General features: G+C 74.1%; 14 protein-coding genes and 1 pseudogene. 8 read left to right on the top strand and 7 right to left on the bottom strand.

Annotated features, from left to right (window positions below):
• Both OJ254_RS11740 and OJ254_RS11735 read left to right on the top strand, forming a co-directional pair.
• Positions 1 to 432, top strand: coding sequence for a Zn-ribbon domain-containing OB-fold protein (locus OJ254_RS11740; protein WP_265362279.1), 432 nt, complete (start codon positions 1 to 3; stop codon positions 430 to 432).
• Complete coding sequence (locus tag OJ254_RS11735) at positions 429 to 1,241, top strand: enoyl-CoA hydratase/isomerase family protein (protein ID WP_265362278.1); 813 nt, start codon at positions 429 to 431, stop codon at positions 1,239 to 1,241. The genes OJ254_RS11740 and OJ254_RS11735 overlap by 4 nt, the downstream gene beginning before the upstream one ends.
• A 46-nt stretch (positions 1,242 to 1,287) precedes the next feature.
• Here OJ254_RS11735 and OJ254_RS11730 read toward each other — a convergent pair whose 3' ends face one another.
• Positions 1,288 to 1,842 carry a hypothetical protein gene (locus OJ254_RS11730; protein ID WP_265362277.1) on the bottom strand — a complete coding sequence of 185 codons (555 nt, stop codon included), beginning with the start codon at positions 1,840 to 1,842 and terminating at the stop codon, positions 1,288 to 1,290.
• Between the two features lie 196 nt (positions 1,843 to 2,038).
• On the opposite strand from OJ254_RS11730, the gene OJ254_RS31575 reads away from it, so the two are divergent.
• Positions 2,039 to 3,115, top strand: a complete 1,077-nt coding sequence (locus OJ254_RS31575; protein ID WP_423835880.1) for a hypothetical protein — start codon at positions 2,039 to 2,041, stop codon at positions 3,113 to 3,115.
• Here OJ254_RS31575 and afsK read toward each other — a convergent pair.
• Positions 3,006 to 5,633, bottom strand: coding sequence for a protein serine/threonine kinase AfsK (afsK, locus tag OJ254_RS11720; protein WP_265362276.1), 2,628 nt, complete (start codon positions 5,631 to 5,633; stop codon positions 3,006 to 3,008). The two genes, OJ254_RS31575 and afsK, sit on opposite strands and share 110 nt — an antisense overlap.
• A 748-nt stretch (positions 5,634 to 6,381) precedes the next feature.
• Here afsK and OJ254_RS11715 point away from each other — a divergent pair.
• The gene (locus tag OJ254_RS11715; RefSeq protein ID WP_265362275.1) at positions 6,382 to 7,029 is read left to right on the top strand and encodes a TetR family transcriptional regulator; all 648 of its coding nucleotides are present in this window, start codon (positions 6,382 to 6,384) and stop codon (positions 7,027 to 7,029) included.
• A gap of 301 nt (positions 7,030 to 7,330) precedes the next feature.
• Here OJ254_RS11715 and OJ254_RS11710 read toward each other — a convergent pair whose 3' ends face one another.
• Together OJ254_RS11710 and OJ254_RS11705 are read right to left on the bottom strand one after the other, a co-directional pair.
• Complete coding sequence (locus OJ254_RS11710; RefSeq protein WP_265362274.1) at positions 7,331 to 7,792, bottom strand: nitroreductase family deazaflavin-dependent oxidoreductase; 462 nt, start codon at positions 7,790 to 7,792, stop codon at positions 7,331 to 7,333.
• Positions 7,793 to 7,839: 47 nt separating this feature from the next.
• Positions 7,840 to 9,147, bottom strand: a complete 1,308-nt coding sequence (locus OJ254_RS11705) for an acyl-CoA dehydrogenase family protein (RefSeq protein WP_265362273.1) — start codon at positions 9,145 to 9,147, stop codon at positions 7,840 to 7,842.
• 235 nt (positions 9,148 to 9,382) lie between these two features.
• On the opposite strand from OJ254_RS11705, the gene OJ254_RS11700 reads away from it, so the two are divergent.
• Positions 9,383 to 10,576 carry a thiolase C-terminal domain-containing protein gene (locus tag OJ254_RS11700; protein WP_265362272.1) on the top strand — a complete coding sequence of 398 codons (1,194 nt, stop codon included), beginning with the start codon at positions 9,383 to 9,385 and terminating at the stop codon, positions 10,574 to 10,576.
• Positions 10,577 to 10,669: 93 nt separating this feature from the next.
• On the opposite strand, the gene OJ254_RS11695 is transcribed toward OJ254_RS11700, so the two are convergent.
• On the bottom strand, positions 10,670 to 11,848 hold the full coding sequence (locus tag OJ254_RS11695) for a macrolide family glycosyltransferase (RefSeq protein WP_265362271.1): 1,179 nt from the start codon (positions 11,846 to 11,848) through the stop codon (positions 10,670 to 10,672).
• Positions 11,849 to 12,258: 410 nt separating this feature from the next.
• Here OJ254_RS11695 and OJ254_RS11690 point away from each other — a divergent pair, with 410 nt between their 5' ends.
• Positions 12,259 to 13,506, top strand: a complete 1,248-nt coding sequence (locus OJ254_RS11690; RefSeq protein ID WP_265362270.1) for an FAD-dependent monooxygenase — start codon at positions 12,259 to 12,261, stop codon at positions 13,504 to 13,506.
• 14 nt (positions 13,507 to 13,520) lie between these two features.
• A complete protein-coding gene (locus OJ254_RS11685) occupies positions 13,521 to 14,369 on the top strand; it encodes a pyridoxine/pyridoxamine 5'-phosphate oxidase (RefSeq protein ID WP_265362269.1) in 849 nt (282 codons plus the stop codon).
• Positions 14,370 to 14,416: 47 nt separating this feature from the next.
• Here the strand turns inward: OJ254_RS11685 and OJ254_RS11680 are convergent, their stop codons facing one another.
• Together OJ254_RS11680 and OJ254_RS11675 are read right to left on the bottom strand one after the other, a co-directional pair.
• On the bottom strand, positions 14,417 to 14,905 hold the full coding sequence (locus OJ254_RS11680; protein ID WP_265362268.1) for a GNAT family N-acetyltransferase: 489 nt from the start codon (positions 14,903 to 14,905) through the stop codon (positions 14,417 to 14,419).
• A 25-nt stretch (positions 14,906 to 14,930) separates the two neighbouring features.
• The gene (locus OJ254_RS11675; RefSeq protein WP_265362267.1) at positions 14,931 to 15,515 is read right to left on the bottom strand and encodes a Zn-ribbon domain-containing OB-fold protein; all 585 of its coding nucleotides are present in this window, start codon (positions 15,513 to 15,515) and stop codon (positions 14,931 to 14,933) included.
• A 372-nt stretch (positions 15,516 to 15,887) separates the two neighbouring features.
• Here OJ254_RS11675 and OJ254_RS11670 point away from each other — a divergent pair.
• A pseudogene (locus OJ254_RS11670) lies at positions 15,888 to 18,172 on the top strand (acetate--CoA ligase family protein).
• Positions 18,173 to 18,222 lie beyond the last annotated feature (50 nt).

Here is an 18,222-nt window from a genome sequence, read left to right as displayed (position 1 = left end):
ATGCTGCTGACACCGGTCGTCGACGACGACGGCGCACCCTTCTGGGAGTACGCCGCGCGGGGCGAACTCCGCGTCCAGTGCTGTGCCGACTGCGACGAACTCCGCTTCCCGCCCCGGCCGTGCTGCCCGCACTGCCAGTCCTTCGCCGCCCACTGGCGGAAGATGAGCGGCCGCGGCCGCATCTGGTCCTACGTCGTTCCGCACCCGCCGCTGCTGCCCGCGTACGCGGACCTGCCCGGCTACAACGCGATCGTCGTGGAACTGGCCGACGCCCCCCGCATCCGCCTGGTCGGCAACCTCGTCACCGCCGCGGACGCCCCGCTCAATTCCGTCGCCCCGGAGCGGCTGCGGATCGGCGCCCCCGTGAAGGCCGTCTTCCACACGCCGCCCGGCGGTATGACCGTGCCGCGCTGGGTCCTGGAGCGGCCATGACGCTGCGCACCGAGATCGAGGACGGCGTCGCACTGGTCACCCTCGACCGGCCGGCGCGGCACAACGCGATCGACCTGGCCACCGCCCGCGAACTCGCCGCCCTGTGGCGGGAGTTCCGGTACGACGACACCGTACGGGCCGCGGTCGTCACCGGCGCCGGCGGCCGCGCCTTCTGCACCGGCATCGACCGCTCCGCCGAGGTCCCCCAGCCGTCCTCGCCCTACTCCCTCGACGATCCGCTGCTCACCATCGGCCCGAAGGCCAACGACCTGTGGAAACCGGTGATCGCCGCGGTCGACGGCATGGCCTGCGGCGGCGCCTTCTACCTCCTGGGCGAGGCCGAGTTCGTCGTCGCCTCCGAGAACTCCACCTTCTTCGACCCGCACACCACCTACGGGATGGTCAGCGCCTACGAGTCGCTCACCATGGCGCAGCGGATGCCCTACGGGGAGGCCGCGCGGCTGGCCCTGATGGGCACCGCCGAGCGGCTGGGCGCCCCGCGCGCGTACGCGATCGGCCTGGTCTCCGAGCTGACCGCGCCCGGCGCGGCGGCCGAGGTCGCGCTGCGCCGCGCCGCCACCCTCGCCACCCAGCCGACCGAGGCGGTCCAGGGCACCGTACGGGCCCTGTGGGCGGCCCACGAGGCGGGCCGGGCGCAGGCCCGGGCGCACGCCCCGGCGCTGATCGCGCTGGGCAATCTGCCGCCGGACCGCCAGGCGGAGCTGTTCGCCGCCCGGAAGGAGCGGACGCCCGGGGGTGGAGCGGGCGGCGGGCCCGCAGGGGCGGATCCCTACCCGTTCGTCAGATGACGCCTTGCCTCCGGGGCCGTCTTCGGGGCCGCCTCCGGGGCGCGGGCTACATCTTGGTCTTGTGCGCCCGGGTGATCTGGCAGGTGAACCAGAACTGCCCGATGGAGGACTGGTTGACCGTGTACTTGGCGGTGTAGGTCTCGGTGGCGCCGGGGCCCACGACGATGGACCGCTCGTGCAGCCCGTACGCCTTGCCGTCGGCCGGCTTGGCCTTCATCCAGTTCACGGCCATGTCGTAGGAGTACGAGGAGGTCGTCGACGGGTTGGTGATGGACACCGTGTAGGTGAACTGGCGCAGCGAGTTGGAGAAGTCGCAGTTGCTGCCGGTGGCGTCCGCGCGCCCGTCCGGGTCGTAGGTCTCCTCGGTCGGCGAGGGCGAGTACGACGGCGAGTAGCTGTCCGTCGGGTAGCCCGTGGGGGTCGCGTCGTACCCGGTGGCGCTGGGGCTCGCCAGGGCGGTCGGCATCGCCACCCGCGGGCGGCTGAAGGCACACCCCCCGACCGTGGCGACCGTGGCCAGTGCCAGCGCCCCGGCCACCGCCACCCTCGTCGCCCTGCGGGCACCGTCGCCGGACGTGCCCGTGCGTATGCGCTGCTTCATGATCGCCCATCCCCCGTGGAAACTTCTCGCCCGCCGGACTGCGGGTTGACGCGTGCACGGCACCCTAGCAAGAGCCCGGGACGCCCCGTACGGGCCCCGGCCGCGCGTCCGGCCCAACCTGTCTAGCGGGTGCCGGGGGGCGGGCGTAGCGTCGGTCGCGGAGGATGACCGAACGACCCGAAGCGAGGCGACGCCCGTGGTCCGCAACGTTCTCGGGTCACTGATCGCCCTCATCGGAGCGACGGCCGCCGTATGGAGCCCCTTCCGTCCCTGGTACGACGGCCGTCACGGAAGCGACATCCGGATCGAAGACCTCTTCAACGGCATCACCCGCAACAGCGCCGCGCTGTTCGGGTCCGTCGTGCTGCCCATGGCCTTCGCGGCGCTGCTGGCGCTGATCGGCGTCGCACTGCGCTCCCGGGCGCTGGTCGCGGTCGCCGGCGTGGTGGTGCTCGGCTTCACGATCCTGTGGATGGTCCGCCAGGGCCAGGCGGCGAGCGAACTCACCGCCGGCGCCCGCGGGCTGGGCGTGGGCGTGGCCAACGCGCTCGGCGGCGGCGCCCTGCTGCTGCTCGGCGCGCTCGTCATGCGCGGCCGGGACCGGCGGGTCTACGACCGCGGGTACGACCGGCGTTACGACGACCGCGGCTACGACGACCGCCGCTACGACGACGGCTACGGCCCCTACCCGCCCGACGACCGCTACGAGGCGCCCGCCGGCTACCCCCGGGCACCCGCCCGCCGGCCCCCTACCCGCCCGCGGCCTATCCGCCCGGCCCGCCGGAGCCGTGGGACGCGGGCCGCCCCGGCGCCGAGGAGTGGGACCCCGAGCCGTACACCGCCGGGCCGGCCGGCACCGGGGCGCCGCCGCCCCCGCCGCCGGGCCGCTCCGGAGGTCCGTACCCCGCCGAGGACGACACCCCCACCACGCCGCTGCCGCCGGTCCCCCGCCGCCACCGGCCCGGCAGCAGCCACCGGCGCCCCAGCAGCCCCGGGCGGGGCAGCCGGAGCCGTACGGACACGAGCCGCCGCCGACCATGCCGGCCCGCCGGCCGCCGCCCACCCCTCCCGTGGAGTGGGGCAGGGAGCAGCGGCAGCCCCGCCCTCCGGAGGACGAGGAGTAGGACGGGGAGTGCGGGCAGGAGCGGCCGGAGCCCGGGGGCTCAGGACCGCCGGGCCTGTCCCGTCCCCTTCGCCGCGTCCAGCGCGTACACGCAGCGGTCCTTGCTGCAGGCGTAGACGACGCCGCCGACCGCCACCGGCGAGCCGGTGATCTCCCCGCCGGTCGCCAGCTTCCAGCGCAGCTGGCCGCCCATCGCGTCGAGGGTGTACAGGCAGTGGTCGGCCGAACCGAAGTGCACCCGGCCCTCCGCGACGACCGGGGAGCCGACGACCTCCGCGCCCGCCTGGAACCGCCAGCGCGGGGTGCCGGTCACCGCGTCCAGGGTGTAGAGCGCCTTGCCGCTGCCCAGGTGGACCGCGCCGTGCGCGACCAGCACCGGTTCGGTGGACTGCCGGGCCTCGGTGGCGATCCGCCAGCGGTCGCGGCCGTCCGCCGGGTCCAGCGCGTAGACCGTGCCGAGGTAGTCCGCCAGATAGACCCCGCCGCCGGTGACCGCCGGTCCGGGTGCGAAGGCGGGCGGGCTGAGGAACGCCGCGGGCGCCTCGAAGTGCCAGCGGACGTCGCCGCGGGCGATGTCGAGCGCCAGCACCCGGGTGCCGGCCACGACGTAGACCGCCCCGTCCGGCGCCGGCAGCAGCCGCATCGGCACCCCGCCGCAGGCCGCCGCGTCCCCGACCGGGTACGACCAGCGCTCCGCGCCGGTGCGCGCCTCCAGCGCCTTCAGCCGGGCGTCGGCCCAGACGAACACCGTGCCGTCGTGGATCACCGGCCCGGCCTCGGCGGTCTCGAAGTCGGTCTGGACGCCGGTGGTCTCCCACAGCAGTTCGCCGGTGGCGGCCTCCCACGCCTGCACGCCGCCGCCGCGGGTGCTGGTGACGACGGTCCCGCGGTCGACCTTGAGGGCGTAGACCCAGCCGTCGGTGTTCAGCCGCCAGCGGTCGGTGCCGTCGGTGGCGTCCAGCGCGTACAGGCTCGGGCCGTCCGACGCGTGGATCCGGCCGTCCGCGACCGCCATCGCCCAGGCGACGTCACGGGTCTTGAACCGGCGCCGCCCGCTGGCCACGTCGAGCGCATGCACCTCGAAGGACGTGACGTAGAGCAGCTCGCCGTCCACGGCGGGGGTGCCCCAGACGTCGTTGGACATCCGGAACCGCCAGGGGCGCCAGCGGCCCGGGTCGGCGGGCGGTGCCTCGGCCGGCGCCGCGGCACCCTCGGACGACGGCGCACCGCCGGGCGCGCCCTGGTGGGGCACTCCGGTGACCGGCCCGCCACCGGGCGGCCGGACCCAGTTCGTCGCGGCACCGGCCTGGCCGCGGGGCTGCGGCTCCCCGGCGCGCGGCCCCGGCCCTATCGGGGCGGCCGAGCCGCCGAGGTGGACGGGACCGGCGGCGCCCTCCGCGGGCGCCGCGGAGAGCGCGGCGGCCGGGGACGGCGCGGCGGCGGGCGGTGCCGCGGAGACCGGGGTGACCCGGGCGGTCGAGACGTCCGGGCCGAGCGCGGCCGGCTGCGGCATCGGGCCGGGGTGGGCACCGCGCGGATCACCACCGCGGTGGGCGCCGGGGCCGGCACCGATCCGGCCGGGCCAGGCGTCCGCGGGTGCGTTCTCCGGCCGCGGCGGGGCCTGGGCGGGCTGCGGCAGGGCCGCTACGGGGGGCTGGGCGGGCGCCTGGGGCGGGGACGGCGGGACCGGCGGGGCGGCGGGCGCGGGACGGCCGGCGCCCCGCCCGGAGGCCGCCTGCCGGCTCTCCTGCGGTACGGCGGAGCGGCCGCCGCGGCGGCTCTCGATGAGCGCCACCGCGCCGGGCGGCAGCCAGGCCGACGCGGTGCCGCTGTCGTCGCTGCCGGAGCCGAAGAGGTGCGGGGCGAGCTGGGACTGCAGGTCGGCGGGGGACGGCCGGTGGGTCGCCTCCATCTGCATGCAGGACTCCATGAGCGGACGCAGTTCGTCCGGCAGCCCGGTCAGATCGGGGCCCTCGCGCAGCAGCATGAAGACCGTCTCGACGGGGTTGGCGCCGTGGAAGGGGGCGTGTCCGGTGGCGGCGAAGACCAGTGTCGAGCCGAGGGAGAAGACGTCGCTGGCACCCGTGACGCTGCGCGAGTCCCGGGCCTGCTCGGGCGACATGTAGGCGGGCGTGCCCACGGCCACGTTGGTCATCGTCAGCCGGGTGTTGGACACCCCGGAGGCGATGCCGAAGTCGATCACCCGGGGGCCGTCCTCGACGACCAGCACGTTGGACGGCTTCAGGTCGCGGTGGACCAGGCCGGCGCCGTGGATGGACTGCAGCGCCTCGGCGATCCCGGCCGCCAGCCAGCGCACCGCCTGGGCCGGCAGCGGTCCGCACTCATTGACTATTTCCTCCAGGGAGGGCGCGGGGACGTAGGCCGTCGCCAGCCACGGCACCGCCGCGCGCGGATCGGCGTCCACCACCGCCGCGGTGTAGAAACCGCTGACCGCGCGGGCCGCCTCGACCTCGCGTGTGAAGCGGACCCGGAACAGCTGGTCCTCGGCGAGCTCGGTACGCACCGTCTTGATCGCCACGCGCCGGCCGGACGCCGAACGGGCCAGATAGACCAGTCCCATGCCGCCGGCCCCGAGTCGGCCGAGCACCTCGAACGGCCCGATCCGCCGGGGATCGTGCTGCGTCAGCTGCTTCAGCTGCTCCACCACTTGTCTGCCACCTCCCCGTGGGGCGTAAAAAAGAGACTCTCAAAAGCCACGAGCCGTCGAGAGCCACTGCCCCGTGCAGCGTCTCCCCGCCTGCGGCGAGGACTATCGAAACGGCCGTACGCGTGCTGATTCTTCCTGGCCGCGCCGATGGTTGCGAACCCGGGGCCCGTCCGTCGTGTCCCGGCACACCACCCGCCTCCCGCCCCGGCCCGTTACCCGGCGTCACCCCACCCGGCCTGACGTGCGCCGATGGGCCCCACGGCGAACGACGGGCCGGCTGGTTACCGATGGGTTGGCGGCCCGGTTCGCCGCGGCCGCGACGGCCGGCCAATTCTGCGCCGGCCCGGGCCACTTCGGAGTCACGCCCCTTCTCCCCTTCGACCGGCGGTCCGGAAGCAAAGCGTCCGTCCATTCTTCGCACGGCTTTCCCCCGGGCCGTCGTTGCGGGCCACCGCAGCAGCTATATGTCCACGCTAGTACCGGTTCGTGCGTACCGAGCGAAGGGAATTCAAAATTCCGGTCGGTACCCGGCATTTTCCGCACGGAGCGTGACCGGTTATCCACCAAAGTTGTCCACAGGCTGTTGATAAGAGCATTCACCGGTTCGGACCAAGCCGCGCCCCGTTCACCAGGACCACGAGCGGGTTCGCCACCGGGGCGGTAACAGGGGCCGCGGAGGCCGAACTCCCGCATCCCCATTTGCAGGCAGCCAAATCGCGCTCCGATCACCCCTCGGTAAGCTGACGGCATGACAGGACAAGTACGAACCGTCGACGGCAGAGTGGCCGGCCGCCGCGGACAGGCGACGCGGCAAAAGCTTCTCGACTGCCTCAGTGAAATGCTCAGTTCGTCCCCCTACCGGGACGTCAAGGTCATCGATGTGGCCCGAAAAGCGGGGACTTCGCCCGCTACGTTCTATCAGTACTTCCCGGACGTCGAAGGTGCCGTCCTTGAAATCGCCGAGGAGATGGCCAAAGAAGGCGCCACTCTGACCGATCTTGTCGCCGGACGCTCCTGGGTGGGCAAGTCCGGCTGGCAGGCGGCGGAGGAGCTGGTCGACGGCTTCCTCTCCTTCTGGCGCAAGAACGATGCGATTCTGCGCGTCGTCGACCTGGGTGCCGCCGAGGGCGACAAGCGGTTCTACAAGATCCGCATGAAGATCCTCAACGCCGTCACCAACTCGCTCACCGACTCCATCCAGGAGCTCCAGAGCAAGAACAAGGTCGACAAGGACGTCAGCCCGGCAGCCATGGCCGGTTCGATCGTCGCGATGCTCGCGGCGGTCGCCAGTCACCAGAAGGGCTTCCAGAGCTGGGGCGTGAAGCAGGCCGAGCTCAAGCCCAATTTGGCGCTGCTGGTGCATTTCGGCATCACCGGCAAGAAGCCGACCAGGTGAGCCACGCACGCCATACGAACCAGTAAGCCCGGCCGGTAAGCCGCACGAGTAGGCCACTGAGCCGGAAGACCGGGACCCGGCAATCGCCAGCCCTGTGAGGAAGCGGCCCGAGAAGCGCCGCGCCTCCAAGACCCGTTGCATCCGGGCCCGTTCCGCCGTCGGTCCTGTATCCGTCCTGCCATAGCTGTACCGCACACACAGCGGGTGCCGGCCACCCCCTCCCCGGGGCACCGAGGCACCCGCTGTGTGCATGTGGACGCGGAACGCGCACCCTCCGGCCGGGCACACGCCCCCGCACCGGTCAGCGCCGCTCCAGCCGGAACAGCCGGATCTCCCGCTCCACCCGCGCCTGATAGGCGGCGTACGGCGGCCAGAAGGCCAGCGCCGCCCGCCACGCCTGCGCCCGCTCCGCACCACTCAGCAGCCGGGCCCGCACGGCGATCTCCTCGCCGCGCCAACTGACCGTTGCCTCGGGGCACTTGAGGAGGTTGCCGGTCCAGGCCGGGTGACCCGGACGTCCGAAGTTGCTGCCGATCAGCAGCCAGCCGCCGTCCTCCTCGGGCAGGCAGGCCAGCGGCGTCCGTCGCGGCTGCCCGCTCCGGGCACCGGTCGCCGTCAGGACCAGCCCGGGCAGCATCCGGGTGCTGAGCAGCACCTTGCCCCCGGTCAGCCGGTGCACCGCACGGTCCAGGGCCGGGACGACGTGCGGGGCGACCCGGGCGAACGTCCGGGTCGCGGAGACCCGCTGCACCAGCCGCCGCATCGGCCGCCCCTCCCCCGCCGGCGAGGGGGCGACGCCGCTCCCCGGCATCAGGCGTCGACCGCCGTCAGCAGACCCGCCGCACGGCCCGCACCGGGCCCCGCCGCGAACAGCCCCGCCTCCTCGGCCGCCCGGGCCCGCAGCCGGTGCGCCGGGCCCAGCAGCAGCTCGTCGCCGGCCGCCCGCTTGACGTACAGATGCGCCGCGCGCTCCCAGGTGAAGCCGGTCCCGCCGTGCAGCTGGACCGCCTCGGCCGCCACCGCGCGCAGCGCCTCCAGCGCCTGCGCGAGCGCCAGCGCCGCCACCCCGGGCCCACCGGCCCCGCCGGTGACTCCGGGTTCGCTCCCGTGCGCGACGGAGGACCCGTCCGGGCCGGGGTTCCCACGGCCCGTCGTACAGGCCGCGCAGTACGCCGCCGAGCGGGCCGCCTGCAGCGTCACGTAGAGGTCGGCGAGCCGGTGCCGCACCGCCTGGAAGGACCCGAGGGGCCGGCCGAACCGCTCGCGCTCCCTCACGTACGCGACGGTGCGGGCCAGCGCCGCATCGGCCGCCCCGACCGCCTCGGCGGCCAGCACCGCGGCTGCCGCCACACCGGTCGCGGCCAGCGCCGCGCCGACCGCGGACGCCGCCTCTCCGCCGTCCTCGCCCAGCAACTCGGCCGGTACGTCCCGCAGTTCGAGCCGGGCCTGCGGCCGGGTCTCGTCCACCACGGCCTGCCGGGTCCGCCGCAGCCCGGCCGCACCGTCCGCCCGGACCAGGAAGAGCCGGGTGCTGCTGCGCGCGAACCCGCCGGTGTGCGCGGCCACCACCAGCACCTCGGCGGTGTGCCCGTGCAGCACCTGCCCGGCCTCCCCGTACAGCCGCCAGCCCGTGCCGCCCTCCTCCTTGTGCGCCTGGATCCCGCCGGCCCGGCCGCCACCCGCCCAGTCGCCGTCGTTCGGTCCGGTCAGGGCCAGCGCGACGGGGAGCCGGCCGCCCGGCACGGCCAGCGTGCCGGTCAGCTCGCCGGCTGCGAGGGCCGGCAGCAGTCCGGCGCGCTGCCGCTCACTGCCCAGCGCGAGGATCAACGGGGCGGCCAGCGCGGCGGTCGCGATCAGCGGCGAGGGCAGGACCGTGCGGCCGGTCTCCGCGCAGGCCAGGGCGAGTTCGGTGGGCCCGCGACCGGCCCCGCCGTACGCGGTGGGCAGCGCCAGACCGGGCAGTCCGAGCCGGCCGGCGAGCTCCCCCCACAGCTCCTCGTCGTAGCCGGGCGGGGTGCGCACCGCCGCCTTGACCTCGTCCGGGCCGCAGCGTTTGTCCAGCAGTGCGCGCAGCGTGCGGCGGATTGCGTGCTGCTCCTCGGTGAACGCGGCATCCATCGGCGGGCTCCTCCCGGCCGTGCGACCACGCCCGCCGGGTCCGGCAGGCGCGCGCCAACGCGATCTGACGGCCCGTCATAGTAGGGAGCGACGACGCAGTTTCCCAGAGCCGGGCGGCGCGATTCCCGGGGCGGGCGGCACACCCCCGAGAGACGGACGGGTCCAGCCGGACCTGCCGGAAGCCTGGTGGGACGCCCCCTGCCCCAGCCCTCATATCTGATGTACCGTCAGATTCATGCCTTCACCAGCTTCCGGCCCCCGGTCCAGGAACCGCAAGGTGGCCGTCGCCGGGGTCGCCCTGTCCGACTGCGGCCGGGTGGACGAGGCCACCCCGTACGCACTGCACGCCCAGGCCGCCCGCCGGGCGCTCGCCGACAGCGGCCTGGACCGGTCGGTGATCGACGGCTTCGCCTCGGCCGGCCTCGGCACCCTCGCGCCCGTCGAGGTCGCCGAGTACCTGGGACTGCGCCCCACCTGGGTGGACTCGACCTCGGTCGGCGGCGCCACCTGGGAGGTGATGGCCGCGCACGCCGCCGACGCGATCGCCGCGGGCCACGCCGACGCGGTCCTCCTCGTCTACGGCTCCACCGCCCGCGCCGACATCAAGGCCCGGCGCCGCACCGCCAACCTCTCGTTCGGCGCCCGGGGCCCGCTGCAGTTCGAGGTCCCCTACGGGCACACCCTGATCGCCAAGTACGCCATGGCCGCCCGCCGCCACATGCACCAGTACGGCACGACGCCGGAACAACTGGCCCAGATAGCCGTGCAGGCGCGGGCCAACGCGGCGGCCAACCCGGACGCGCTGTACCGCGACCCGATCACCGTCGACGACGTGCTGGCCGGCCCGATGATCGCCGACCCGTTCACCAAACTGCACTGCTGCATCCGCTCCGACGGCGGCTGCGCGGTCCTGCTGGTCGCCGAGGACCGCGTCCCCGACCTGGCCAAACCGCCGGTGTGGGTGCTCGGTTCCGGCACCGCGGTCTCGCACACCACCATGTCCGAATGGGACGACTTCACGGTCTCGCCGGCGGCGGTCTCGGGGCGGCTGGCCTTCGAACGGGCGGGCGTGCGGCCGTCCGAGATCGACCTCGCGCAGATCTATGACGCCTTCACGTACATGACCCTGGTGACGCTGGAGGACCTGGGCTTCTGCGCCAAGGGGGAGGGCGGCGCGTTCGTCGAGAAGGGGCGGCTGCTGCGGGACGGGGCGCTGCCGGTGAACACCGACGGCGGCGGCCTGGCCGCCTGCCACCCCGGGATGCGCGGGCTGTTCCTGCTGGTCGAGGCGGTGCGCCAGCTCCGTGGCGAGGCCGGCCCGGACCGCCAGGTCCACCGCGCCGACGGCACCCTCCCGCACCTCGCGGTCGCCTCCGGCACCGGCGGCTGGTTCTGCTCGTCGGGGACGGTGGTGCTGGGGCGGGAGTAGCGGGCGCGGCGGCGGTGCCGGGACAGGAGTGGCGGAGGGGGGCGGTGGTGCTGGGGCGGGGGTGGCCGCCGGGGCCACCCCCGCCCCGCCGCGTCAGAGCGCCAGCCGCTCCTCGATCAGGTCGGCGGCCCGGCGGGTGCCGCCCTCCGCACGGGACTCCGCCCGCAGCGCGGCCGAGCGGGCCGCCACCCGCGGATCGGCGGTCAGGGCCAGCAGGGCCGTACGCAGCGCCTCCGGGGTGGCGTCCGCGGTGTCGATCCGGCGGGCCACGCCCAGCTCGACCAGCCGGTCGGCGTTGCCGAACTGCTCGGCACCCTGCGGCACCGCGATCATCGGCACACCCGCATACAGCCCCTCGCCGCTGCCGCCCATCCCGGCGTGCGTGACGAACGCGTCCGCCTGCTCCAGGATCGCCAACTGCGGTACCCAGGAACGTACTTCGATGTTCCCCGGCACGTCCGGGCCCAGCTCCGCCGGATCGACGTACTTGCCGATCTGCAGCACCACGTGCCAGCCGGGCAGATCCCCGAAGGCCGCCACGCAGCGCCGGTAGAACTCCGGCTGCCGGGTGAACGCCGAGCCCAGCGACACCAGCAGCACCTTCTCCGCGCCGGCCGGCCGGACCCAGCCGCCCTGCTCGGCACGGGAGCCGAGGCACGGCCCCACGAAGGTCACCGCGGCGTCGTCCACCCGGTCCGCGTGCGGCTGCATCGCCCGCGGGATCGTCGCCAGCGCCCGGCGCGGCCGGCCGGAGAACTCCGCCACGTCCGTGGTGACCGCCCCGCACCGCGCCAGCCAGGCGGCGAACCGGTCCTGGTACGCCCTGGCCCCCGGCAGGCTCATGAACGCCGCCCCGATCTCCTCCTGGGCGCCCTCCCAGCCGACGTACGTCGGTGACAGCTGGACAACGTCACGCCGCTGGGCCTCGGCCAGCGCACGCGCGGCGTACGCCCCGACGTCGTAGAGGTAGAGGTCGGCGGGATCGTCGTCGTAGACGGCGCGCAGCTGCGGCAGCACCGCGATCGCGTCGTCGAGGAAGAGCGAGGCCGCGGCGACCGGATCGTCGGGCCAGACGTTGTCGGCGACCGGCAGGGTGGAGGCGTAGCGGACGAGCGTGGCGCCCGTGGGGGCGATCAGCTCGGCGGCGTGGTCGGTGTTGGCGTACGTGACGCGATGACCGCGGGACACCAGCTCACGGATGATCTCCAGGCTGGGCAGGACATGACTGACCATGGGCGTGCCGACCATGGCGATATGGGCAGTGCGCGACATACCGGACTTCCTTCTTCACAGAGCTACGGCAGCAGGGCCGAAAGGCCGCAGGGCCGCAAGAGGGCAGGGAGAAGCCGTGGGACGGGGAAACCGTCCGACGTCGCGTCAGCCGTAGATCTGGTGGAAGTGCATGCGAGGAGCGTAACGGCCGCCCGTCGCACCGGTCGAAGCATTTTCCGGGCCGCCGATGCATCGACACCGCACGTCGACACCGCACGTCGATACCTCGCATCGACACCTCCGCGTATCGACACCTCCACCCCCATGCCTCCCGCCTCCACATCTCCACATCTCCGAATCTATACATCCGTCATAGACAAGCGTTTAAGACGCTCGTATAGTCGAGGCGTCGGGTCGTCACCGATCCGCCCGTCCACCCCCAACGCACCGCTCCTGAAGGGAATCCCGTCATGCCCGGAACCGTCCTGATCTCCGGCGCGAGCGTCGCCGGCCCGGCGCTCGCCCACTGGCTGCACCGCTACGGCTTCTCCGTGACCGTCGTCGAGCGCGCGCCCGCGCTGCGGACCGGCGGCTACAAGGTCGACATCCGCGGCGCGGCGGTCGAGGTCGCCGACCGGATGGGGATCCTGGAGGACATCCAGCGCGCCAGTACGGACATGCGGAACGGCGCCTACGTGAAGGACGACGGCACCCGCGTCGCCACCCTGCCCGCCGCGATCTTCGGCGCCCGGACCGGCCGGGACGACGAGATCATGCGCGGTGACCTGGCCCGCATCCTGTACGAACGCACCCGCACGGACGTCGAGTACGTCTTCGGCGACTCGATCGCCTCGCTCACCCCGACCGCCGACGGCAGCGGGGTCGAGGTGACCTTCGAGCGGGGCGCGCCCCGCCGCTTCGATCTCGTCGTCGGCGCCGACGGGCTGCACTCGACCGTCCGGCGGCTGGCCTTCGGCCCGGAGGAGCAGTTCCTGCGGCACCTCGGCACGTATCTCTCGGCGTTCTCGATGCCGAACGAACTCGGCCTGGACCGCGAGGAGTTGTACTACGCGGAGCCCGGCCGGCTGGTCTGCGCGTACAGCTCGGCCGGAGACCCGGCGGCCAAGGGCCTGCTCGCCTTCCGCTCGCCCCGGCTGAGCTACGACCACCGGGACCGGGCACAGCAACTGGCCCTGCTGGAAACCGCCTTCGCCGGCGCGGGCTGGCGGACCGCGCGGATGCTGGAAGCGGCCCGCTCGGCCCCGGACCTCTACTTCGACGGGCTGCACCTGGTCGAGATGGACCGCTGGTCCCGCGGACGGGTGGTGCTCCTCGGCGACGCCGCACACTGCGCCTCACCGGCGTCGGGGCAGGGCACCGGGATGGCACTGGTCGGCGCGTACGTCCTGGCCGGCGAGCTCGCGGCGGCGGGCGGCGCGCCGGAGGTGGCGTTCGCCCGCTACGAGGAGGAGATGCGCGGCTATGTCGCGGTCAACCATGAGCTGGCGCGCAAGTTCGCGCGGGAGATGACCGTGGACAGCCGGTGGGGGATCCGGCTCCGGCACCTGATGCTGCGGATGCTGCCGCACATGCCCTGGAAGAACGCCGTCGCGAAGAAGATCGCGGAGGACGTCCAGCGGGGCGCCCGGGCGATCACGCTCAAGGACTACGGCCGTCCGGTGGCGGCAACGGCAGTGCGGACCCCGCACGCCGCCTGAGTACGCTGCCCGGCATGAGCGATCAACCGGCCGGTTCCCCGCAGCAGGACAACGCCACCTCCGGCGCCGACGGGGGCGCGCACGGCGCCGGCACCGTGGACGCCGTCGGCACCGGGGACGCCGCGGGCACCACGGACGCCGCGGGCACCGCCGACGCCGCGGGCCACGCGTTCCGGCAGCTGCTGCGCGGACTGCGGGTCTGGGACGTCGAGCTGCCGTCGTTCGATCCGGAGGCGGCGCCGGCCGAACCGCTGCCGCTGTTCCGGCAGTGGCTGCGGGAGGCCGCCGAGGCCGGCCAGCCGGAGCCGCACACCATGGCGCTGGCCACGGCGGACGCGTCCGGCAACCCCTCCGTACGGACCGTGATGCTGCACGACGCCGACGAGCGGGGCTGGCACTTCGGCTCGCACCGCGGCAGCCGGAAGGGCCGCGAACTGGCCGCGCGGCCGCGGGCGGCCCTCGATTTCTACTGGCCGGTGGTGGGCCGCCAGGTACGGGTCGGCGGGGCGGTGACCGAGGCGGGCCCGGAGGAGAGCGCGGCCGATCTGCACCGCCGCTCGACGGGGGCGCTGGCCGCGGCGCTGGTCGGCCGGCAGAGCGAGGTGCTGGGGTCGGTCGAGGAGCTGGCGCGCGCCTCCGAGGCCGCGTGGGAGCGCGCCCGGCGCGAGCCGGAGGCCTCGGTGCCCAGCTGGACGCTGTACGTGCTGGAGCCCGACGAGGTCGAGTTCTTCCAGGGAGACGCACGGCGCCGCCACGTACGCCTCAACTACCGGCGCCGCGGGGGGCTCGGGAAAAGCGCGAGTGGCGCGGGCAGCGCGGGTAGCGGCGACAGCGGGTGGGAGCGGGAGCTGCTCTGGCCGTAGCCGTGGCGCCGCGCCGCAGGACGTCACGCAGCGGGGGCGTTGGCCGGCTAGAACTGCTGGTACATGATGTGCAGCCCCACGTACCCCTTGGTGGGGTGGTGGAAGCCCTCCGGCAGCGTCGTCATGACCGTGAAGCCCAGGGACCGCCAGAGGGCGACGGCACGGGTGTTGGTCTCCACCACGGCGTTGAACTGCATGGCGCGGTAGCCCTCGGCACGGGCCCAGGCCAGGACGTGTTCGCCCAGGGCCCGCCCGACGCCGCGGCCCGCGCACTGCGGGTCGACCATGAAGCTGGCACTGGCGATGTGCGCGGCGGCGCCCATGTGGTTGGGGTTCATCTTCGCGGTGCCGAGCACCGTCCCGGCGTCGTCCACGGCGACGACCGTACGGCCGGGTGGCGCCAGCAGCCACATCTCGCGCCCGGTCGCCTCGTCGAGGTCGCGCGGATAGGTGTACGTCTCGCCGGCGGCGACGATGGTGTGGAAGAACGGCCAGATGGCGGGCCAGTCGGCCGCGGTCGCCTCACGGATCAGCACCGCGCCAGCATGGCAACCGGCCGCCTCACCCCGCCACCGAATTCCCGGCGGGCCGGAACACGGGAACGACGCATCCGGCACGACCCGGCACGGTATCGCCCGGCCCGGCATCCCTCGACCTCGGGCCGCCCGGCCCCGCACCGCCCGGCCCGGCATCCCCCGGCCCGGTATCGGCCAGCCCGGCATCCCCCGGCCCGGCGTCGCCCGGCCCGGCATCGCCGTCCCCGCGGAAGTCGACGACCAGCGGCATGCCGATCCGCAGGTCAGCCTCCGGGCAGCCGACGATCTCGGTCATCATCCGGGGCCCCTCGGCGAGATCGACCACCGCCGCGACGTACGGGACCCGGTCCCCGAACGGCGGGAGGTCGTTGCGGTGCACGACGGACCAGGTGTAGAGCGTGCCGCGGCCGGCGGCCGGCTCCCAGTCGACGTCCTCGCTCCAGCAGTACGGGCAGAACTCGCGCGGGTAGTGGTGCGCCCGCCCGCACCCCTCGGCCCGGCAACGGCGCAGCAGCAACCGCCCCTGGGCCGCCGCCTCCCAGTACGGCCGGGTGAAGGCATCCACCTCCGGCACGTCCGACCGCGCCGTACTCCTTGCGGCGCCCCGCACCGCCCCCTTCCCTCCTCCTGCCGCCCCCCGGTCCGCACCTACCGCCGCTTGCCCCGCCGCTCTGTCGTCGGTCACCGGACCACCCCCACCAGCTCCGTCAGCTCCACCAGCTCCACCCGGCGGGCCTTCGGCCGACCCGCCGCATCAACCCGCCCACTTCTGACGCTACGTCAGTTCAACTCAAGCGCGACGACCGGCGCAAGAGGGCGCGGCGCCACTCCGGGGACCCCGCCCCGCCGCACCCCGCACCGAACACCCTCCACCCACTTCTCACGCCTGCCCCATTCCTGACATGACGTCAGTTCAAGTAATCTGACTATGCGTCAGCTAACGCAGCCAATGAGAGCCGTCACACAGGAGCGGGCGACTGCGATGCTTGGATCGACTCACGGCACCCTCACCACGCACTCCCGGCCGGCCCGCGTCGTGGCCTGTGGGGAGCACCCACCACACACCGTCCACGGCACGACCGCACCGCACCACGGCGGCGACGGACCCAACGGCCAGGACAGCCACGACGGCCAGGGCCCCGACGAGGCGGTCGCGCGAGACGTCAGCGGCCGCCCGCTGTACGCCCCGGTGCCCGACCTCGACCGGTTCTTCCGGCCGGAGTCGGTGGCCGTGATCGGCGCCTCGGACAGCGAGGGCCGTCCCAACACCGGCATCACCCGCCAGCTGATCGCCTGGGCCGAGCGCGTCGGCGCCCGGCTGCACCCCGTGAACCCCGGCCGCACCCGGGTCTTCGGACTGCCCTGCCACGCCACCGTCGCCGACCTCCCCGAGACCGTCGACCTCGCCGTACTGCTCGTCAGCGACCCCCTTCCGGTCATCGAGCAACTGGCCGCGGTGAAGGTGAAGTTCGCGGTGGCGTTCGCCTCCGGCTTCGCCGAGACGGGGGAGGAGGGCGCGGCCGCCCAGGCCCGGCTGGCCGAGGCCGTGGCGCGCTCCGGGCTGCGGCTGCTCGGCCCCAACACCAACCTCAACGCCTTCGAGAAGTTCCGTGACGACCTCGACGGCCCGGCCATCGCCCTGATCACGCAGTCAGGCCACCAGGGCCGGCCCGTCTTCACCCTCCAGGAACTCGGCATCCGCCTTTCCCACTGGGCCCCGACCGGCAACGAGGCCGATCTGGAGACCGCCGATTTCCTCTCCTACTTCGCCACCCGCCCGAGGTCGGGGCCATCGCGGCGTATGTGGAAGGGCTCAAGGACGGCCGCAGCTTCCTGCTCGCGGCCGACCGCGCGGCCCGCCACCAGGTCCCCGTCGTCGCCGTCAAGGTGGGCCGCACCGAGACCGGCGCCCGGACGGCCGCCTCGCACACCGGCAAGCTCACCGGCGCGGACGAGGTCGTGGACGCCGCGATGCGCCAGTTCGGGGTGATCCGGGTGAACGGGCTCGACGAGCTGCAGGACACCGCGACGCTGCTGGCCCGCGCCAGGAAGCCCACCGCCGAGGGCGTCGCGGTCTATTCGATCTCCGGTGGCACCGGCGCCCACTTCGCCGATCTGGCGACCGCGGCCGGGCTGCGGCTGCCCACCCTGGACACCGCCAAGCAGGCCGAACTGCACCAGTGGATACCGGACTACCTCTCCGTCGCCAACCCGATCGACAACGGCGGGCACCCGGTCGGCGACTGGCGCGGCCGCAAGATCATCGACGCGATCCTCGCCGACCCCGCCGTCGGCGTGCTGATCTGCCCGATCACCGGCCCCTTCCCGCCGATGAGCGACAAGCTCGCCCAGGACCTGGTGGACGCGGCGGAGCAGACCGACAAGCTGGTGTGCGTGGTGTGGGGCTCGCCGGTCGGCACGGAGGACGCCTATCGCAGCACGCTGCTCGGCTCCTCGCGCGTGGCGACCTTCCGCACCTTCGGCAACTGCATCACGGCCGTACGCGCCTACCTCGACCACCACCGCTTCACGGCCGGCTACCGCTCGCCCTTCGAGGACGCCCCCCGCGTGCCGTCCCCGTCCGCCCGCAAGGCGCAGGCGCTGCTGCGCCCGGGCCAGCAGCTCAGCGAGCACGCGGCGAAGCAACTGCTGCGCGCCTACGGCATCCGGGTACCGCGCGAGCAGCTGGTGACCAGCGCGGCGGCGGCCGTACGGGCGGCGAGCCTGGTCGGCTATCCCGTGGTCATGAAGGCGTCCGGGGCCCAGCTGGCGCACAAGACCGAGCTCGGGCTGGTCAAGGTCGGGCTGACCTCGGCCAGCCAGGTCAGGGACGCCTACCGCGAGCTCACCGACATCGCCCGCTACGAGGACGTCCCGCTGGACGGCGTGCTCGTCTGCCAGATGATCGAGCGGGGCGTCGAGATGGTCGTCGGGGTCACCCCCGACGGCCTCTTCGGGCCGACCGTGACCGTGGGGCTGGGCGGGGTGCTCGTCGAGGTCCTGCGGGACGTCGCGGTGGGCGTGCCCCCATTCGGCGAGGACCAGGCGCGCGCGATGCTCGCCCAACTCCGCGGCCGCGCCCTCCTGGAGGGCGTACGCGGCGGGCCGCCCGCGGACGTCGATGCGCTGGTCGAGGTCGTCCTCCGGGTCCAGCGGATGGCCCTGGAACTGGACGGCGCACTCGCCGAGCTGGACATCAATCCGCTGGTGGTCCTGGAGCGCGGGCAGGGCGCGGTGGCCCTCGACGCGCTCGCCGTCTGCCACTGATCCCGACCGCCGCCTCCGCCGCCGGATCCACAGCCGTAACCGCCGGCACA

Origin of the sequence: Streptomyces endophytica, assembly GCF_026153355.1 — a bacterium.
GTDB classification, from domain to species: Bacteria; Actinomycetota; Actinomycetes; order Streptomycetales; family Streptomycetaceae; genus Streptomyces; species Streptomyces endophytica.
Note: the sequence above shows the minus strand (reverse complement) of the source record. Positions and strands in the feature narration are given on the sequence as shown.